Raw genomic sequence first — 18,434 nt, forward strand, 5'->3', positions numbered from 1 at the left:
AGGATTGAACGTGGTTGCTGGGCCTTCTAATACAGGAAAATCTTATTTGATTGAGTGCATTAAATTCGCACTAGGAGCCTCGGCTGTTCCGAAATCCATAAAGGAATCTAATGGCTATAATAGTGTTATTTTGACGATGGAAGAAGGCACCGAATCGTTTAAAATTTCACGTCAATTTGTTTTAAATTCCCCAACCACGATAACGACAGCTAACGGCCAGCAAGTCGTTTTAAAGGGGCGTCATAAACCCGATTTGAAGAATCTCTCCAACTATTTTCTATCGAAGATTGGACTCAATAACAAACTTCTTCTCTACAGTAAAGAAAACCACACCACCCGTGCATTATCGCTGCGTACTCTTGAGCCGATCTTTGTAGTGGACGAAGACCGCATTGTTGCTCGTTACTCGCCATTGGGTACTGGGCAAAGAACAGACACCACTCTTGAGAAATCACTTTTAAAAACGCTGCTCACCGGAGCTGACGAGAGCCGTGCAAAAGATACCCGCGATACTGACGAGAGCGCCGAATCAATAAAGCGAAGGGTTAAGCAGCTAGAGGCACTGATGCGGCTCATTTTCCCAGAGGTTTCAACTCCGACGCAGACTAAAGTAGAGATTCAAGATCAAATCTCCAAGCTTGACCGATCCATCCAAATTCTTGATACAGGGATTCAGGAGTTGGTTCTATCCAAGGGGCAATTTCTGCAGCGACGTAAAGATGAGCTCATGCTCGCAGCAAACGTTGAGAACGAGATCGGCGACGCCAAGGCTTTGAGACAGCGTTTTAGCTTACTCATGGAAAAGTACGAATCGGATCGCTCGCGCGTCGTGGGTCTATCTGAAGCTGCTCTTTTACTCGAGAACTATGGGCAGGTAAGTTGTCCTACCTGCGGTTCGCATTTTGATGAAGCGACGACGGATGTGGACGTTGATACCTTGCTCCAAAGTGCGCATGCCGAGGCGCACAAGATTGAAGTACAGATGAAGGACCTGCAGCGTGCAATCGTGCAACTGGATGAGACGATTGGCACCGGTCTCTCTAATGTCGAGCGAATTAAGACTCGCATTACTGAGATGGACGCTGAATTGCAAGCAGATGTCGGCGAAAAGTTGAGCCAACTGGTATTTTCTAAGAACGAACATTCGCAGAAGAAGACGGATTTAGTTGCGTCGCTTGCTCGACTTGAGGGCCGCACTGCAGCGCAAGTCGAACTGGATCGGTTGCGAAGCTATGAACCTCAGGAAAGAGCTGCATATGAGATTGACGATTTCTCTGAACAGCTTACCTATTTCGTAGAAAACGTTGAAGACATTCTGAAGCGCTGGGGCTTTCCAGATTACTCACCTACGAAGTTCCTGGACAAGTCGCGGGACCTGGAGATCGGTGGAACACCTCGTAAGGACTTCGGAAAGGGCTATCGTGCAATCGCGTTCTCCGCATTTGTACTAGGTTTGATGAAAACTTTGATGCCTTCGAACAGGCACCCTGGATTTGTTGTCCTCGACTCCCCGCTAACAACGTATAAACCGGCAGATATCGAGCAGGGAGAGGAAGACGAATCGATTGAACCGAACATGGTCTACTCTGTGTATCGAGATCTATGCGATGCCTATACGGAAAATCAAGTCATCATCTTCGATAACCAAGAGCCGGAGGTCGATCTTCTCTCGTCAATGAATTACCAGCACTTTACGCGAAACAACAATGTGGGGCGTTATGGTTTCTTCCCGGTGAACTAAGTAGTCATGCAAAATTATTGTGAAAGCGGTGCCGAAACCTTTCATCAACGATTCGTCCTTTCGCGTGCCTTGCTTTAGTCAGCTTATTACCTGGTTAACGGAATGATCGACATGCGTACAGCATGTCTCGGCCGGCAGCCATGTTCAGTTAGCGCCCGAACACACATGCGCGCGCCACGCTTCTTTGCGCAGAGCGCGCCAATGCCGAAGACTTGTTAACCGCCAACCGCTGCGGCGACACCGTCAGTCTGAGATAATTTCGCTTCGCCCAACACCGGCCTGTCGATCATGCAGAAGAGCTTCTCAGACCTCGAGTACGCCAACAAAAAGAAGCTGACGCGTCGCGACCGCTTTCTTGCAGAGATCGATAAGGCTACACCGTGGGTCAAGCTGCACCAGGAAATCGGGTTCCGTCGCGTCTTTGATCAACAGCAGAATTTCCCCCGACCCGGCCTGCACCGCTCAAATTGAACGGACTATTCCTGCCAGCGTAGAAAATTGGCCGGCGAACGACATGGCCTCGGCGCTGTCGATTGCGAACTGGCCCTTGCGGATCATGTGCATCAGCTCGATGCCGGCGAGCACAGAGCCGGCGGCGTGGAATGATTTGAAGCCCAGCATTGACTTGGTCACCCGCTTGATGGCGCGATGATCCTACTCGACAATATTGTTGAGGTATTTAACCTGCCGTACAAGGATCGGCACGGCGCGGCCGGCGTTGATCGCATCCATGGCCGCTTTGTTGGCGCCGCTCTTGTCCATCGCGACTTTGTCTGGATCGCCGTTCGCTCCCATGGCCTTGTCGAAGAAGCGCTTCGCCGCAGCTATGTCGCGCTTTGCCGTCAGCAGGAAGTCAACGGTCTTGCCCTGCTTGTCGACAGCGCGATAGAGGTATTTCCAGGCTCCCTTAACCTTGATGTACGTCTCATCCATACGCGAGCTGCCGCCGACCGAGCGCTTGTGTTTTTGGGCCATCTTCTCGATGAGCGGCAGAAAACGAATCGCCCGCCGGTTGATCGATGAATGGTCGACCGACACGCCGCGCTCTTCCATGATCTCCTCGAGGTGCCGGTAGCTCAGTGGGTAGGCCGCATACCAACCGATGCAGACCAGGATCACATCAATCGGAAAGCGCATCCCTTTGAAGTTGAGCATGTCGATTCGTCCTGGATTTGGCACCGCAGTTTACCCGACCGGCCCGCCCCCTTCGCTAATGCGACAGAACCCGCTGTCGTCATGCAATGCCATCTGCATTTCGCGTTCAGCGATATGTGTAACGCGGTCATCTAAAATAAACAGGCGATCTCCCGGCGTTGCCAGCACTTCGTGCGCGGCGTAGCCAAAAATTACCTCAGCGCCGTGATTCCACGACGTGATCTGACGCGCGGCGTAAAGGTTGGCACTTGGTAATTTCGCGGTTCCGGTCGAACCCGCGCTTGACCGAACGCAGCCGTTCAGCTCAGCATGCAGGTTGCCAGCATACGAATCAGTGTCGCATCGACGGGCTGGATTCGACCCAAAGCAGTCGTTCAATTCTTTAGAAAAAGGATCCCATCTGAACTTCCTCTTTAACCGAGACAACCTCCCTTAACGTGACGCTTGCGATGATGCGTCCACGGTAGTTAGGTTCAAAATAATAATCGATGACCAGACTAGGGCCAGTTGAGAAGAGAAGCTCTATATGCGATTCAGAAGTGGGCTTAAGCTTAACTGTTTTGCTGCCTCCAGAAGGAATGTCGCCAAGCGCATACGATCTCCCGGTAACCTGGACAGTGACTGAGTGGAGCACATCAGACCCTGAATTAGTAAAGGTAAAATCGACGCCGGCAGTTGCATTTCTCACTGTAAAATGCACGACAACGGTCGTAAGCACTGCAATGAGCGCTACCATTGCAAACCCCGGAATTTTTCCCATAACTTGTCCAAGCAAAAGTAGCGACTCAATCACAGATAACGCGCGGTCCTAGCAGCGCCCGGCCATTCACGTTGGCTTATCAGGTTGCTGTGCCGGAAAATTCGCACGCTATCCCGATCGCCAGCTCTCGAACCATTGCAGCCATTCGGATGGTCGTTGAAGATTTACTAGCGCAGACTCAAAGGGATCGGGTTAAAACGTTGCAGTAAATCACCGAATCGATTGTTCCACCTTTAAGTTTTGATGTCTGCAAAATGATATTAAAGACCGCGCTGTAAGCAAAACCGTCGTTTTCAAGAACTAGCCCGCCAACGAGTTCATTCGGTTTACTTGCCGGCCCTGTGTTGGGAAAAAGGTCGGATTTTTGTCCGGCTGCTCTCAGTATTTTATTCGCCTGTTCAACAGATTTTCCGACCAAAGGTAGTTTTTTGCACGATTCAGTCATATCAAGTATGCGCATCGCGCCATGCGCTTGTTTTTCCGCCTTGAACTGACTTTGAATTTTTGCAAGAGTCTGGCGTCCAACAGTGTTGAAATCGTCATTGTTGTTCTCGGCCTTCATGCCGTACAACGCGACCAGGGCTCCAGTAAGCATGAAGGCCTTTAATAGTCCACGAACCATCGTTGTATCTCCTTCGATTTCACTGTTGATAGACTTCGCTGCCAAATCCCACTATCCAACGCGCTGTACACAGCCTTCCACAGAGGTCTGCTTTTGGCCGAATCCGGCCGTTCAGGTCAGCATAGTAAGTTGCTAGGATTGAACATCCAGCGGTAGCCGGTATAGGTGAAGATCGGCCCAAGCATACGACCGTCGGGACCCAGGGAACTCATTTTAAAGTCTCGCCCCGAGCATTGGCAGGCTCATCATTTGGCACAGATTTGCACTCGCGATGGTCCATCCTGTTTCCAATTTCCCATAGCTGTACGAGCAACAAAAAGGTGCCCGGTGAAGCGACAGTCCCCTGCTTGGTACGCTTTAGGATAGACACTTCCCTGTAAAAATTCGATGCGATCACCTTGTTGCTGGAACTGAAATACGCGAATATATTCTGGGCCCGAGAACTCTCCGTATTCATCAGGCACATCTGCAAGGCGTACTACTTTGCCAATGCGTTCTAAAGCGTTTCGTGCTCGAAGGGGCAGTCTGTCGTCAACGACAAAGGTGAGCTCATTAGTACTACGTTCGTTCAGAGCGGCTTTGGCCGCAGACATCCAGTCGGCATCAGTAAGTTCCGAAGGCGTTTTCCCGTTTGCAGATTCTAAGCACATGACGCCTAGGAACATCAAAAGGAGTATGGATTTCTTCATGTCGCCACTTTTTCATTCCCTCAAACACTAGTTAACAGACGGTACTAACGTAGCGCAGACGCTACACGAATGTCCGCCTGTGGCCGAACTCTGCGCTACGCGTCAGCTTAGCAAGCTGCCGGTCCGGAAAAGCCACTGACTCGACAACTGCTGTCAGTTGAGCCGGCTTGGACAGTACACCTATGAACCGTTGAAATTAGATTCTGAAATCTGCCAGTTGCTTACCGCCAGCGATGCCTTCTGCTATCCATTTTGGCTGGCGCCCACGGCCGCTCCAAGTTTGACCTTTATCAGCTGGATTGTAGTACTGCGGCTCTACCTTCTGCCCTTTCCCCTTTGACGACTTTTTCGAATTTACCGCCAGCAATTCCTCGACGGTCACGCCTACGTCCTGTGCAATCGAGAGAATTTGCTGACGTGCTTTTGCTAAGTCGCCTTGCTGGCGTTTCTTGATCTCTTGGTCGATGCCATGTTGGAGTTCCTTCAGTTCGCTAAGGTTGTAGCTTGACAGGTCAATCTTCGTCATTTTGTTTCCTTTTCAATGAGTTATAACGTTCTGGTGCCGATTCTACTATGCGCTCATCAATTTACATGTCTTACGAAGCACCGTCAGCGGTCTTCTAAAGGGCTTGAGCAAAGAATGCGGGACAGTTTAAGCTATCTGCCCTACTACGTGGAGCAAAAGATAAGGCCGACAGAATACCCCGACATCAGCCGAGGGCAGTAGGTCTAAGCTTCAGTTTGCTCGGAAATTTCTAGTGCGTCATCAACTTCGATGCCAAGGTATCGAACTGTGCTTTCGAGCTTGGTATGCCCTAGCAGAAGTTGAACCGCACGAAGGTTCTTGGTCCTTCGATAGATGAGTGTCGCTTTCGTTCGGCGCATGGTGTGTGTATCGTATGCTGCGACATCAAGCCCTATTGAAGTGACCCACCGTCTGACGATGCGAGCGTACTGGCGCGTGGACAAATGCGGCGAACGCGTGACTCTGCTTGGGAAGAGGAACGCGTTGTTAGAAAGCTTGGCTTGCTCAATCCATGCCAACAGTGACTGCCTTGTCATTTCAGTAACTTCAAACTGTACTGGACGCTGCGTTTTACGTTGCATGACTATTGCACGATGCATGATGCTGCGCCCCTGTGCGATGTCGCTGACTTTCAAGCTCAGCAGGTCACAGCCACGGAATTTGCTATCGATTGCCAAGTTGAATAGGGCAAGATCTCTGACTTGTTCAGTCAACTGAAGCCGAATTCGGATGGCCCATATCTCTTTCAACTTCAAAGGACTTTTCTGGCCAATAAGCTTCCCCTTATTCCAGGCAGCTTGAGAAGCCGACGTCTGCATGCACGGTTTCATGAGGTCCTCCTTAGGAATCGGACCTTATTTTGGCGTACTGTTGCTGTTGTAACGGACGGAGTCGGACGCCGTCACCTGACCCACAGGGACGTAGCAAGAAGGACTGCTTCTCAGCTATTGAGGACGCGTGAAGAGCTTGGGTGCTACTTCCTGTCCCCAATGGGGAAGAAGTTCGTCGGGTTCCATGCTCTCGCCATCGAACCAGGAAAAACGCCATCCCACTGCAGTTTTTAAACTTAGTTTCATCCAGATCATCTGCATACCCATCTGGAGCGCGTGCCATTGGTCCACGCCGTACGCAACTCGATCCTCGTCTAGAATTCCTTCAAGGCTGAGCTTGCATTGCCACGCTCGATCAGCAATGGGGCCCGGTGCAAAGACGCCAATTTGGACCGAAAACTCAGGTCCTTGAGGTGAGTGCACTGTGCATTTGCGGCTCACAAATAGTTCAGTCATTAAGTATTCACATTGGAAAGTCGGCTAGATCACCGGTATTACGCTAACCGCTTCTGGCAGAGCCCGGCCGTTCAGGCAAGCATAGCAGGTTGCCAGGTTGAAAATTCAGCAGTGCCGCGACAGGCTGGAACCGACCCTTAGCGGACGTACGAATATATCAACAGACATTTTTAGAGTTGCGATTGACCGCCGCAGCGGCGTAATGCGTCAAACGTTTACTGTAGCGAATGACTCGCAGCGCAACGTTACTGTATGTCGTTGTTAGACAACCGGTCAGGCATCGGTCCGGCTTTTGTTGTCGTGACCGGCATGTCGCCCTGCGCCCAGGACACCACATCTTCGAAGGTACTCAGGTGACCCAACTCCGGCGTGTCCTGTTCCAGAATGTCGCGAATTTGTTCGTGGACCTTTTCTAGTTCCACTCGCTTTCGCGTGGGGTTAGCAAGTTGCTCGAACACCGTGAGAGCCTTAAGCAACAAACGGGTACCCTCCCCAAAATTATTCCATTCGAGTTCCTGCTTCGCCCACCTGACATAGGTATCTCCTACGTAATTTACGTGTCTGTCAGTATCTCCTCGGAAACACTCGACAGACTCTTCGTAGTGAGATCGTGCCTCGTCGAGTCGGACAGGTGCATGGCTGAAAAGGTATCGGGCGAAGCTACGCGTTGCCATGCCTTTATCAAAAGGATCTTCCGAAGATCCTATCGCCCTTTGATAGTAGCTTTCCGCTTGAATCAAGTCGTTGATTTCGTCATATGCCCCAGCCAGCACAAGGTGCTCATACGGACTAACGAGCGTTTCCAAGTGTTGGGCCAGGAAGTTTGCTTGCCGAACAAGAAACCGACGTTGGTCATTGAGATGCCCCGCCATGCTAGCAGGGAAGTCGGTGGGCTTTAGCCGAAAAGTTGCATATTTAGTATTAACCTCTATGAGTTTCTCGATTAAGTCCGTCAACTGCTTCCTAAGTGCAAGTCTTCCCTCATTCGATTTTTGCCGGTATGAAATAATAGACACGACCAATGCCGCTAAACTCGCCGTTAAGGTTATCCAGTCCTTAGGCAGTAATGACGAAAATAACCCAGAAATTGCATGTAAAAGTGGCACTGTGCCTCCTGTTGGATAAATCTGTCTGTAACTACCTGTGTTATTTGCAGTGAGGTAGAAATAATATGCGTCTGAGGTCCGCTTTTGGCCGAAACCGGAAGTTCTTCGCGCTCAGTGTAACTCAGCAAGAAGCAGTGGACTTCGCTACTTCACGCCTGCAGTCGTCGCAGCAATTTCCAAAACGCCGTATCTATTTCGGTAAGTCACACGATCGGCCAGATCATGCGCACGACCCTCGACAGCATCAGCGCACTCGAGCGCGGCGAGCCGCTCGTCGACCGGATTCCCGGTTGATGCAGGGCGCATGAATCGTTCCCCTCGCTGGACAGGCTACCCTGTCTGCGCTACGGTGCACGGGTCGAGCCACCATGGGGGAGAGCAGATGCACATCGAGACGGTCCGCTTCGAGCGGATATTTGACGTCCAGTCGGGGACATTCAGTTTCGAAGCGGGTGGCAAGCGCGAGTTCGGCGTCATCTTCGATCACAAGAGTGTGCCTGATGCGGGATCGACCTTTGCCGTTGTCCTGGACGAACCGGGCAACTGGCAAACGGTAGCTGGCTGGCGCGATCTTTCCACCGCCAGAGTGGGGCTCAAGCGCAGCGCTTGGGCTGTTGCAATCGACCTACTGTTCGATTTTTATTTCGTCCTCATTCCAATCCCCGCGCTGGCACTGGTGTTGGGCGGCCCGTGGGCGGCCCTGGGGACATTTGGCCTGATGGTACTGGGCGCCTGCGCCATGGTCGTGGGTGCGGCCAGGCACAACCGCCAGATCGAGCGGGCGCTGCGGGCCGTTCGCCCATCGCCGCCCCGCGCAGTCACAGGGCCCGACATACCGGCGCGGAGCGGCGATCCCACGGCGCCTGCGCATTGAGCAGCGCGCCCTTCGACGCGCCAAGTGGCGGATCGAGCACGAAGCGCGGTATCCACAGCGTTATGCCCGACTGCGGCAGCGGCACGCCGTACACACCGCCCGACTGGCTGCGCCTGATGGCACCACAGGTCCCGGGTGGCGTGTCACCCAGTGCTGAATGCAGGCGTAGCCGCAGCCGCGTTCATATGGCGTTCTGGCTGCATAGCGGGAGGCCGGTGTCGATCCTAAGCAGACCTCCACGTTCCACTTGTCATTTTTTCTGGGAGTACTCCTTATCCGGGTCTAACTCTCTGTGCTCACGTACGATGGGAGCCTGGAGATTGAACCAGATGTAACTGACCATGCCAGCGAGGGCATGCAAATGCTGGCTGCGTTCAGTTTCTGACAATGTGCGGATTATGGTGTCTGCCTCATTGATGTCTTTACCAATTCGTTCGTACACCAACATAAGCTGTTGTGCAGTTGGAAGATCCATTCGCGCCTTTCAAACTCGCAAGCTCTCAAACGTCCGGTTTTGGCCGAAAGCGGAAGTTCATCGCGCTCAGTGTAACTAAGCAAGAAATAGTGATTTTCTCTACTTCACGCCTGCAGTTGTTGCTGCAATTTTCAAAACGTCGCATCTATTTCGGTAAGTCACAGCTCAAGGTGCAGCGCGATTCCGACCAATTCGCTAGAAACCGGTGAAGCAGCGGCGCTTCGAAACGTGCGAAAGACGCACTCTCGAGCGCCTGCTGCTAGATGAGGCTGCAAACCGGCCAACATACTTGCATGGCGCGACAGAGCGCCGGTACGCAGGCCGACATGTAAGCGTAAGTATGGACGGAAGGCTGCAGGTAACGCGTAGGGGCGTGAAGCAAAAATTTTGTACCCCAAAAAGACCAAGTTCGACAAACTTCCTAAGAAAGGCATCAGTGTAGGCACCAGCTTGCTGACCTTGTAGCAAATTGAGGGCGTCCATGATGAGCATAAATACTGTGTGTGCGCACAGTATTTATTATTATTAATTTTTATATAATGAATTTTTACATTTTTCATGTTGCGAGTGCTTCAGTGCTGTAGGGCTGAAATGAGGGCAGAACTGAACGCACGTATGAATGAACGTCGACTTAAACCGCGTGCTGACTTCTCGTCCCTTCAAATCCGAGAACAGCTTGTATTTCGTTTTAATAGTGCTCTTGGGCCACCGAACAAGGCTGACTTGGCTATACAAGAAGCCTTTTTAAAAGGGATGATGAGCCCAGGAGAGACACAGCTCTTCATTAGCATGTGCGAGTACGTACTTGAAATTGTTGGACGGCATGCTAGGCGTGATCATCTTGGGTGACCGCCGCAACACCGGGCCGCCGTGGCCCACCCTCTATTAACACACGCTGCGCGACGTGCAAATCTACGCCTAGTTGGTGTGCAGATTCAATACCTGCTGCTAAGCCAAATGCAACGGAAACTGCAACAGTTAAATCTACGTGAGCTGCGGCCAGTCGATCGATTCGATTTTCCATGCGTCAATCCTATCGTGTTAGCTCAGCCATGGGGCACTCTGTTGAGGTGCTCGAGTCTATGACGAGGTGCGGCGTGGCCTGCCTCTAAGCGTGCTTCCTGAATAATTTGCACCCCACCCACCCGATCAAGCCGACTAGGACCACAATCGAGGCCTGCATCGAATACACCTCAAGAGTTTGAGGACAGCTCCACATGCAGACGGAAATGTTGAAGATTGCTGATAGGGCTAGTACGACGACCAGTGCCACCAGGGCAAACGAAAGCAGTACCTTTTTCATAAGCCCCTATTGTGGAGTACCGCGAGTTAGCTGAATGGCAGTGCCGTGGTCTGCTCTTGGCCGAACTCGGCCGTTCGACTCAGCTTAGCAGGTTGGCAGGATGGAAAAGTCCCTATTGTGTACACGGGTAGGTGTCGACCAATGGCGAACGTGGATTGCATCCAAAGAATTCCACAGCCAGCTAATTCTCTTCGGATTCAGGCAAGTGGACTGCCTGGCCGCCGTCAATGCGTAATGCGTATCCTGATGCCCAGAAAGAAACCGGTGCGGAATCGATGGCCCAAATGTGAAGAATCGGGAAGTCAGTCGAATACCTATCCTCTGTTGGCTCGTATTCGAGCGTAACTTGCCTCGATTCCGAAGACGGTTGGGGGAGCGCTACACACCCCTCGCCCACATACATGCCATGACTTTTCTGCAATCGAATACCGAATGTTTTACAGGTATTAGAGGGGCGATTAGTGATCGCCAGCTTGGCTATCCCACTTGGATAATAAACGGTAACTTCGGTCTTCAGTCCGCTTGTCACCGTGGTTACTTTCACTCGCTCGCTGAAAAACTGATTGATTTCAAGGCATATGCCATGCTAACAAAAGTTAGGATGAAATGGTGGAGGAGTAGCCCCGGCTTCAGGAACGGCGAGAAAAAACATCACAAGCAAGAATTCTTGAAATCTCATTGTTCACATTTCCCGTCTTCTCATGTTACATGTCCGAATCTGGCCAAACTCGGCCGTTCGCGTCAGCGTAGCACGTTGCCGGGCAAAAAAATCACCGACTGTCTCGACAGGCAGCTTTCGACCCAAAGCGGCCCCTCAAGCGCGCTTTGCTCTGAAACGGAAATCGCCTCGCATGTTCATAGAGGCCGCGAACTCGGCGGGCTTCGTCTAGCAGCAATGGATGATAGGCTGTTCTCGGTTCTATAGGGCAAGATCAGTAGTGTGGTAGGGAAACGACCAGACAATCGACTAGCCTTACAGCATGGTAGAGCTTGCTGGTATCCTCGCGGATTCCGACCTCTCCCGATTTGCCACTGTGACATCGCTCGATCCTGCAACCGTCATTCTTACGTCGACCCTGATGTCGGCGGCGATGACCATCGTGTTATTTTCCGCGTACCATAGCTTCCCTGCCGAAGTGCAAGGGCTGGGCCATCAAGCGCTCGGCATGTTATCGCTGACGGCGAGCGGATTGCTATTTTGCGCGGGGCCACTGATTCCGGAAGGGGTGTTACTGTTCGTGGCGAATAGCACTATGCTAGGCGCAGCCGGGCTAATGCTGATCGGCACCCAGTTATTATATGGCCGTAAGCCGAGCTGGTGGTGGTTGGCGCTGACGTGGGTAGTCGGCATGGTCTGTCTGGTCGGATGGTACGTGATCACTCAGGACTACGCGTTGCGAGTAGCGGTATTTTCATTGTTGACGCTGTCGTTCTACGTGGCACAACTGGTGCTGTTGGTTCGCTATGGTGAACGCCACTTCTCCAGCTGGTTCTTTGGCTCCCTGTTGCTGGTGCAGTCAATGGTGCTGCTATTGCGGTCAGTCGCGGCGCTCAATGGCGCGGTCGGCACTAGCAACGCTAGCAACGGCGCGGTACAGGGCATTTTCCTGCTAACCGCCAACTTCATGACGCTGATGATGGCGGTCGGTTTCATGACCGTCGCTACTCGGCGCCTGCAGGTTGTGATGGAGCACCGTTCCTGCACGGATCCACTGACCGGGGTGCTGAACCGGCGCGGTTTCGCCACTGCCTACTGCCGCGAGGTGGAGCTCATGAAACGCCACGGCGAGCCCATCTCCCTGCTCAGTATCGACCTCGACTACTTCAAGGCCATCAACGACCAGCACGGCCACGCGGTCGGCGATCAGGTACTAGTGCATGCGGCGCGAACCACCATCTCGGCGCTGCGCGAGATCGACCACGTGGCGCGTTTCGGTGGTGAGGAATTCATCGTGCTGCTGTCGGGGATCACGGTCGAGCAGGCGAAAGCGACGGCTCAACGCATTCAGGCGACGCTGCTTGCGGCGCGCGGCGGCGACGTGCCAGACTATACGGTCAGCATCGGCATTGCCAGCCAGCAGGCGCCAGACGAGAGCCTGGAAGCCCTGATGGCACGCGCTGACGCTGCCCTCTACCGCGCCAAGGCGGCTGGTCGCGACCGCAGCGAGGTAGCGTAAGCGCATAGGCGCGGCGCCATCCGGCACTACGCTGCTGATGGGCAACCCAGCCAATCAGGTAGTCCACGATCTGCGGTCGTAATAATGTAAATCGCCAGGAAAATTAGCAGGCTGTTTGATGTGACTCAGACGATCAAGTCACGACCTACAGCTTACGAATAACTGTAACGCTGCACACCAGCTTTGTGCAATAACTCATGACTGCTAATGGTTAAACCCGTTTGCTGGCACTGCTCTACGTGTTATCGCATGACTGGTTAGCTGCCAACGCGAAAGGCGGAATACGACCCGAAGCGGACGCTGGAGTCACAACAAAAATTTAACGAAACGCATGCGCTTTTCTTTATAGCCGTTTCGCTCATAAAACATGTGCGCTCGAGTGCGCGCAGTGCTGCTGGACAATTCGATTTGTGAACAGCCGTGCTGCGTCGCAAACCGCTCTGCAGCGGTCAATAAATGTGCTCCTACGCCCGAACTCCTGCATTTGTCATCGACCACCAAAGCAGATAGTAGAGCCCATGAGCCTTCGACATGTAACGGCTTCATGATGTGCACTATCGCGACTCCAACAGTGCTGCCGCGGTCCTCCGCTACAAATGCCTGTCCCAAGGAACCGCAGCGCAGCGCATGGAGCTGTTTCTCTACTTGGTCCGGTTCAGTTGAATATCCGAGCTGTCCAAACAAATGAACGATACGCTCTAGGTCCTCAGTCGCAGCTGTACGAATTTTCATCTTGGGTAAATACGAGGATTGCGTAGGTCCGCTTTTGGCCGAAAGCAGAAGTTCGTCGTCGCCAGTGTAACTCAGCAAGAAGCGGTGGATTTCGCTACTTCATGCCCTGTCGTCGCAGTAATTTCCAAAACGTCGCATCTATTTCGGAAAGTCACATTTGCGGCAACGATGGGCACCGGCATCTTGTCGCTCGCGCTCGCCCAACTTCCAGGCGCGCTCCCGGGAATGGCCCGCCTGGCCGAGGGACTTTGGCTTTTTAACATTGCGCTGTTCGTATTGTTTGCCGCGCTGTACAGCGCGCGCTGGGTCATGTTTTTCGACGAAGCGAAACAGGTGTTCGGCCATGCGACCGTCTCCATGTTCTTCGGTACCATTCCCATGGGCTTAGCTACAATTATCAATGGATTTCTCAGCTTTGGCGTGTCGCGCTGGGGCGCCGCCGCCGTCGCGGTGGCCGAAGCTTTGTGGTGGATCGATGTGGCCATGGCACTTGCTTGCGGCGTCCTCATTCCTTACCTGATGTTCACGCGCCAGCAGCACAGCATCGACCAAATGACGGCGGTCTGGCTGCTGCCGGTCGTCGCTGCCGAGGTTGCAGCGGCGAGCGCCGGGCTGCTTGTGCCGCACCTGCAGGATGGTGGCGCGCGCTTCACAGTCCTGATCACCGGCTACGTGCTGTGGGCATACTCGGTGCCAGTGGCGCTCAGCATTCTCGCGATTCTGTTATTACGCATGGCCCTGCACAAACTGCCGCACGAAAGCATGGCGGCATCAAGCTGGCTGGCGCTCGGGCCAGTGGGCACCGGCGCGCTCGGCATGCTGGTGCTCGGCGCCGCCGCGCCGGCGACGCTGGCGCCGTTTGGCCTGGCCGAGGTTGGCCACGTGGCCAACGGGATGGGCGTGGTGAGCGGCCTGCTGCTTTGGGGACTCGGCCTGTGGTGGATGATGCTGGCAACCCTGATTACGCTGCGCTACTTCAGGGCAGCCGTTCCATTCAACCTGGGCTGGTGGGGCTATACCTTTCCGCTCGGCGTATTCGCGGTCACCACGCTGCGTCTGGCGAAGGTGCTCGATTCGCTGTTCTTCGAGGTCTTCGGCAGCGCGCTGGTAGTGGTACTGGCAAGCCTGTGGCTGGTTGTCGCATGGCGCACCGCGCTCGGCGCTTACCGTGGCAACCTGTTCGTCTCTCCCTGTATTGCGTCGATGAACCGGCCCTGAAGGCCAACGTTCAGCGCGCCAGTTGCGCCGCGCGCGCCAGTGTCGCGACGATTTGCGGGGCCACAGTTGGCGACGTACAAACAGATAGCGGACTCGGATGAGGCATTTCCAGTACGATCAAGCCCGGCCGCCTGGCCTCGATGGCAGCGTGGGCCTGGCGGGCCGTGCGTCCGGCCAGCACGACCACCCGCAGGCATGGCAGGAGGTCCAGCACATCGCCTAGCATGGCGATGCCTGCGCGTACCGCCGCCACACCCAGGCGCGCCGGCGGAGCTTGCTCGTCGGCCAGCCAGGGCACGGTATTCCACAGCACGGTACGCGCACGCGCGACGGCGGCTTGCGCCAGGAAACGTTGAAGATTGCGCTGCGCAGGACCAGGATTGTCGCGCGAGACGAAGCGCGGGCGCATCGCATGGCGCGCCGGCGCTTCCAGCAAGATGAGAATGGACGCATCGGCGCCGCCGTCCAGCGGATCGAAGTACGGCAGCGCGCGGACGGCTGCGTGCGTGTCGACCCACTGGTTGAGCGCGACCACATGGGGAAGAGACAGCAGTTCGACGCGGCGTGCCAGTTCGGCTACATCGTCCAGCAAGGGAGCCACCGGCACGCCAGACGTCACTCGCTGCTCGCCAGCGCTGCCTGCTCCGCTCCGGCTGGCGTGTCGCCCTCCATCACCAGGATCCGGCTGGCGCCAGCCGGCTGCTGCGCCAGGCCCGGCCGCACGTCGCGCATGGGCCCAATGGCAGTACCGTTCGCCATGCCTTTGCCGTCAGTCTTGAAGCGACCCACCGGCGCGCGCTGACCACCGGCGTAGACGTTGTAAACAGTCTCCGGTTTCAGTTTGTACAAGAACACTTCCAGTGCATCGGTCACGCCCAGGCTGCGCACGACCACGAATCCTTTGGCGTCGCCGCGGGACTTGAGAGCGATATTGCTCGACTCGCCGTTCACACGCGGCACCAGGTTGCTGGTACCAGCACCGGTGGGCACGGCATGGGACACGTAGACAAGCGCTTGCGGCGCCTGGCCGGCCGCCACATGCGCGACGACCTTGTTGCTTGCGGTGTCGATCACGTCGACACCATCGCCGTTTTCGAGACCAACGTACACTTTGCTGCCGTCGTCCGACGCCCATGCGCCATGCGGCAAGGCCCCGGTCGGTATCGTCGCCATCAGTTGTGGCTGATCACCGGTGGAATAGACCTTGACGACATTTTCTCCGCCCACTGTCACGTAGGCTCTTGCGCCGCCAGCGTTCTTCCCGAACGCCAGGTGGTTGGTAATAAAACCGGTGTCGATGACGCCTTTGACTGTCAGCGTCGCCACGTCGATGCGGGTGACCTTGCCAACGTCCTTGTGCGTCATCCAGACTTCCTTGAAATCAGGCGTGAACTGCAAGAACGGCGAGAACGGGCTAGTGACAGAAATATGCTTGATCACTTTGGATGTTTTCATGTCGATGACATCGACGACAGGATTAAAGCTCGATACCACGAACGCCAGTTTGCCATCGGGATGGAACATCACCATGCCCGGACCACCTGTTGTCTGGATCCGGCGTTTTTCCTTGAAGGTGACAGGATCGATGACCGAGACGTAATCTTCGCCGCGTACCACGACCCAGACTTCGCGACCGTCCGCGGTGAAAAATCCTTCGTGAGGCGACCGCCCGATATAGGTAACGCCCTTGACCTTATTGGTGGCCGTGTCGATGAAGGTCACCGAATTGGAGCCATTCGATATCGCAATCAAGGTTTTATGGTCCGGCGAAAAACCCAGTCCATGAACATTCACTTGCCCCTTGTACAAAGGAGACAGGATGTCGGGCCGCTGATTACCCAACCGGATTTGTCCCAGCAACTGATTGGTGGATGGATCGATCACCGAAACGGTGTTGCTGTTCTGGTCAGCTGTATAGACGCGGTCCTGTGTGCCTGGCGCAGCCTGCGCAGTACCCATGGCAGCGACCGCAAGCGTCATGGCGAAGGTGAGCTTATTCAATTCAGTGAGTTGCATGAGAGTCTTTCCTGGTGTCTGCGTTGGTGGAATCGGCTCTTGCGCCGTGGGCTGCCTGGTAGCGTTGCAACCAGGCGCGCATTACATTGATTTCGTTCTGTTGTTCGACGATGATGCCTTGTGCCAGGTTGCGCAGTTCGCGGTCGTTACTGTGCACCAGGATGGCCTTGGCCATATCGATCGCGCCTTGATGGTGAGGAATCATCATGCTCATGAAGTCATGCGCGGGGTCCCCGGTTGTCGGCGCGCGTCGCATGCCGTCATCCATGATCGCCATGGCATCATCCGCGAGAGACGCATAGGGCCTGTCGCTACTGGCGATAAACGAGGCAGGCGGCGCAGTCGCGCCATGGTGGCCAGCATGCTGCGCCGAGACTGTGGCGGTGCAGCACCAGAGCATGGCGCCCAAAAAAAGTGAAAATTTCAAACCGGTCCCTCCAGTTGTTCATAGACGGCGCTGGCAACCCGTGCCAGTTCGCCCTTGTCGACGGCTGCGGACAGCGCATAGCCGAACTTCCCGTCGATCCAGTAAAACACGTTGACGTCGCCCTCTTTGGCGAACCGAAAGCCGGTGTCCTTGTTGCGCGCCTGCTCCGTCGACACGTACAGCGTCAGGCGCTGGCCAGCGCCGTCGTGGTACATGAATTGCGCTACCGGCCCGCTGGCCCCGGGCAGCAGGCGCCCGCCGATCAGTTCATAGCCCAGCTTGCCCAAATGCGGCGGACGGATCTTGCTGCCCATGCGCTTCGACAGCCAGGTCACCAACTGGTCTTCCTGGTCGGCGCGAATTTCCACTGGCCGGCGCACATCCGGGCTGTACACGGCATGGGCTATTGCGGCCTGGTGTGCCAGGCCGGACCACGCTGCCTGCTGATACGCGGGCGCTTGCTGCTCCATACGCGCCAGGGACTGGCCAGTTGCCGCGCCGCGCAAGCCCCAGCCGGCGCCACCGCTCACCAACGCGATTGCCAGGCCCGCCGCCAGCGCCTGCCATTGCCAGTGCCGGTTGCGCTGCGGCGTGGTGGCCGCTGCCATGGGCGCCGGGACCGGTTCGCCCAGCACCGGATCGAACAGGCGATGCATGGCGTCGTTCTGGGCCGCGTAGGCGCGCACGCGCGCAGCTTCCTCGGGGCGCTCTGCCAGGTAGGCGGCGACCTCGGCAGCGCGTGCTGCCGGCAGCACGCCGTCGACGTACGCGTGCAGATCGGCTTCAGTCACGGGCAGGTTCATTTCACGACTTTCAACGAGTTCACGCGGGCGCCGCCGTCCATCAGGCTGCGCAGCTTTTCGCGGGCGCGCGCGAGCCGCGACATGACGGTCCCGACCGGGATGCCGAGCGTCGACGCCACTTCTTCATAACGCATGTCTTCCAGCCCGACCATCAGCAGGATCGCGCGCTGTTCTTCGCTCAGCAGGCGCAGCGCGGCATCCATCTCGCGCACCTGGATGCCGACCGTGCTGCGATCCGCCAGGGCCGGCATCGGCGTATCATCGTCGAGCGGCTCGGTGACCAGTGCGCCGCGCCGTATCTGGTCGATACGCATATTGTGCATGATCGCAAACAGCCAGGCGCGCGCGTCCGTGCCGGGTTGTAGCGCGGCGCGCTGGGCCCAGCCGCGTTCGAGCGTGTCCTGCACCAGGTCATCGGCCGCGGCGCGCTCGCCCACGAGCGCGCGCGCGTAGCGCCGCAGCCGCGGGACACACGCCAGCAACTCCGCGCCGGGAAGAAGGGGCAGGACGCTCATGGAACCAGT

General features: G+C 55.4%; 22 protein-coding genes. 6 read left to right on the forward strand and 16 right to left on the reverse strand.

What is annotated here, in order from left to right:
• The first annotated feature begins 10 nt into the window (after nt 1–10).
• Together IFU00_19330 and IFU00_19335 are read left to right on the forward strand one after the other, a co-directional pair.
• On the forward strand, nt 11–1,741 hold the full coding sequence (locus IFU00_19330; GenBank protein ID MBD8544433.1) for a hypothetical protein: 1,731 nt from the start codon (nt 11–13) through the stop codon (nt 1,739–1,741).
• Nucleotides 1,742–2,029: 288 nt separating this feature from the next.
• Nucleotides 2,030–2,212: a hypothetical protein gene (locus IFU00_19335; protein ID MBD8544434.1), complete on the forward strand. Its 183-nt coding sequence runs from the start codon at nt 2,030–2,032 to the stop codon at nt 2,210–2,212.
• Here IFU00_19335 and IFU00_19340 read toward each other — a convergent pair.
• The 8 genes from IFU00_19340 to IFU00_19375 all read right to left on the reverse strand — a co-directional run bounded on the left by IFU00_19340 (nt 2,204) and on the right by IFU00_19375 (nt 7,885).
• Nucleotides 2,204–2,362: a hypothetical protein gene (locus IFU00_19340; GenBank protein ID MBD8544435.1), complete on the reverse strand. Its 159-nt coding sequence runs from the start codon at nt 2,360–2,362 to the stop codon at nt 2,204–2,206. The two genes, IFU00_19335 and IFU00_19340, sit on opposite strands and share 9 nt — an antisense overlap.
• Before the next feature lie 33 nt (nt 2,363–2,395).
• Nucleotides 2,396–2,896 (reverse strand): IS6 family transposase, encoded by a 501-nt coding sequence (locus IFU00_19345; protein ID MBD8544436.1) that lies wholly within the window; start codon nt 2,894–2,896, stop codon nt 2,396–2,398.
• Nucleotides 2,897–3,278: 382 nt separating this feature from the next.
• A complete protein-coding gene (locus IFU00_19350; protein ID MBD8544437.1) occupies nt 3,279–3,656 on the reverse strand; it encodes a hypothetical protein in 378 nt (125 codons plus the stop codon).
• Nucleotides 3,657–3,834: 178 nt separating this feature from the next.
• Nucleotides 3,835–4,323, reverse strand: a complete 489-nt coding sequence (locus IFU00_19355; protein ID MBD8544438.1) for a hypothetical protein — start codon at nt 4,321–4,323, stop codon at nt 3,835–3,837.
• Between the two features lie 200 nt (nt 4,324–4,523).
• The gene (locus IFU00_19360; protein MBD8544439.1) at nt 4,524–4,967 is read right to left on the reverse strand and encodes a hypothetical protein; all 444 of its coding nucleotides are present in this window, start codon (nt 4,965–4,967) and stop codon (nt 4,524–4,526) included.
• A gap of 196 nt (nt 4,968–5,163) precedes the next feature.
• A complete protein-coding gene (locus IFU00_19365; GenBank protein MBD8544440.1) occupies nt 5,164–5,493 on the reverse strand; it encodes an H-NS histone family protein in 330 nt (109 codons plus the stop codon).
• Nucleotides 5,494–5,696: 203 nt separating this feature from the next.
• Nucleotides 5,697–6,311 (reverse strand): tyrosine-type recombinase/integrase, encoded by a 615-nt coding sequence (locus tag IFU00_19370; protein ID MBD8544441.1) that lies wholly within the window; start codon nt 6,309–6,311, stop codon nt 5,697–5,699.
• A gap of 713 nt (nt 6,312–7,024) precedes the next feature.
• The gene (locus IFU00_19375) at nt 7,025–7,885 is read right to left on the reverse strand and encodes a tetratricopeptide repeat protein (GenBank protein MBD8544442.1); all 861 of its coding nucleotides are present in this window, start codon (nt 7,883–7,885) and stop codon (nt 7,025–7,027) included.
• A gap of 382 nt (nt 7,886–8,267) precedes the next feature.
• Between IFU00_19375 and IFU00_19380 the strand changes: the two genes are divergently transcribed.
• Complete coding sequence (locus IFU00_19380) at nt 8,268–8,759, forward strand: hypothetical protein (protein MBD8544443.1); 492 nt, start codon at nt 8,268–8,270, stop codon at nt 8,757–8,759.
• 250 nt (nt 8,760–9,009) lie between these two features.
• On the opposite strand, the gene IFU00_19385 is transcribed toward IFU00_19380, so the two are convergent.
• Together IFU00_19385 and IFU00_19390 are read right to left on the reverse strand one after the other, a co-directional pair.
• A complete protein-coding gene (locus IFU00_19385; protein MBD8544444.1) occupies nt 9,010–9,234 on the reverse strand; it encodes a hypothetical protein in 225 nt (74 codons plus the stop codon).
• A 158-nt stretch (nt 9,235–9,392) separates the two neighbouring features.
• On the reverse strand, nt 9,393–9,794 hold the full coding sequence (locus IFU00_19390) for a hypothetical protein (GenBank protein MBD8544445.1): 402 nt from the start codon (nt 9,792–9,794) through the stop codon (nt 9,393–9,395).
• 1,149 nt (nt 9,795–10,943) lie between these two features.
• Between IFU00_19390 and IFU00_19395 the strand changes: the two genes are divergently transcribed.
• Together IFU00_19395 and IFU00_19400 are read left to right on the forward strand one after the other, a co-directional pair.
• Nucleotides 10,944–11,462, forward strand: coding sequence for a hypothetical protein (locus tag IFU00_19395; protein ID MBD8544446.1), 519 nt, complete (start codon nt 10,944–10,946; stop codon nt 11,460–11,462).
• A 166-nt stretch (nt 11,463–11,628) separates the two neighbouring features.
• The gene (locus IFU00_19400) at nt 11,629–12,714 is read left to right on the forward strand and encodes a diguanylate cyclase (protein ID MBD8544447.1); all 1,086 of its coding nucleotides are present in this window, start codon (nt 11,629–11,631) and stop codon (nt 12,712–12,714) included.
• A 306-nt stretch (nt 12,715–13,020) separates the two neighbouring features.
• Here the strand turns inward: IFU00_19400 and IFU00_19405 are convergent, their stop codons facing one another.
• Nucleotides 13,021–13,524 carry a GNAT family N-acetyltransferase gene (locus IFU00_19405; protein ID MBD8544448.1) on the reverse strand — a complete coding sequence of 168 codons (504 nt, stop codon included), beginning with the start codon at nt 13,522–13,524 and terminating at the stop codon, nt 13,021–13,023.
• A 90-nt stretch (nt 13,525–13,614) separates the two neighbouring features.
• Between IFU00_19405 and IFU00_19410 the strand changes: the two genes are divergently transcribed.
• Nucleotides 13,615–14,664 carry a TDT family transporter gene (locus tag IFU00_19410; protein MBD8544449.1) on the forward strand — a complete coding sequence of 350 codons (1,050 nt, stop codon included), beginning with the start codon at nt 13,615–13,617 and terminating at the stop codon, nt 14,662–14,664.
• Nucleotides 14,665–14,674: 10 nt separating this feature from the next.
• On the opposite strand, the gene IFU00_19415 is transcribed toward IFU00_19410, so the two are convergent.
• The 5 genes from IFU00_19415 to IFU00_19435 are packed head-to-tail and all read right to left on the reverse strand — an operon-like array spanning nt 14,675 to nt 18,425.
• Entirely contained in the window at nt 14,675–15,283 is a 609-nt protein-coding gene (locus tag IFU00_19415) for a uracil-DNA glycosylase (GenBank protein ID MBD8544450.1), read from the reverse strand.
• Nucleotides 15,280–16,680, reverse strand: coding sequence for a hypothetical protein (locus IFU00_19420; GenBank protein MBD8544451.1), 1,401 nt, complete (start codon nt 16,678–16,680; stop codon nt 15,280–15,282). Before IFU00_19420 ends, IFU00_19415 begins: the two co-directional genes overlap by 4 nt.
• Nucleotides 16,667–17,107, reverse strand: coding sequence for a DUF305 domain-containing protein (locus IFU00_19425; protein ID MBD8544452.1), 441 nt, complete (start codon nt 17,105–17,107; stop codon nt 16,667–16,669). The genes IFU00_19420 and IFU00_19425 overlap by 14 nt, the downstream gene beginning before the upstream one ends.
• Nucleotides 17,104–17,910 carry an anti-sigma factor gene (locus tag IFU00_19430; protein MBD8544453.1) on the reverse strand — a complete coding sequence of 269 codons (807 nt, stop codon included), beginning with the start codon at nt 17,908–17,910 and terminating at the stop codon, nt 17,104–17,106. The genes IFU00_19425 and IFU00_19430 overlap by 4 nt, the downstream gene beginning before the upstream one ends.
• Entirely contained in the window at nt 17,907–18,425 is a 519-nt protein-coding gene (locus IFU00_19435) for an RNA polymerase sigma factor (GenBank protein MBD8544454.1), read from the reverse strand. The genes IFU00_19430 and IFU00_19435 overlap by 4 nt, the downstream gene beginning before the upstream one ends.
• Nucleotides 18,426–18,434 lie beyond the last annotated feature (9 nt).

Source organism: Oxalobacteraceae sp. CFBP 8761, from assembly GCA_014841595.1.
Classification (GTDB): Bacteria; Pseudomonadota; Gammaproteobacteria; order Burkholderiales; family Burkholderiaceae_D; genus Telluria.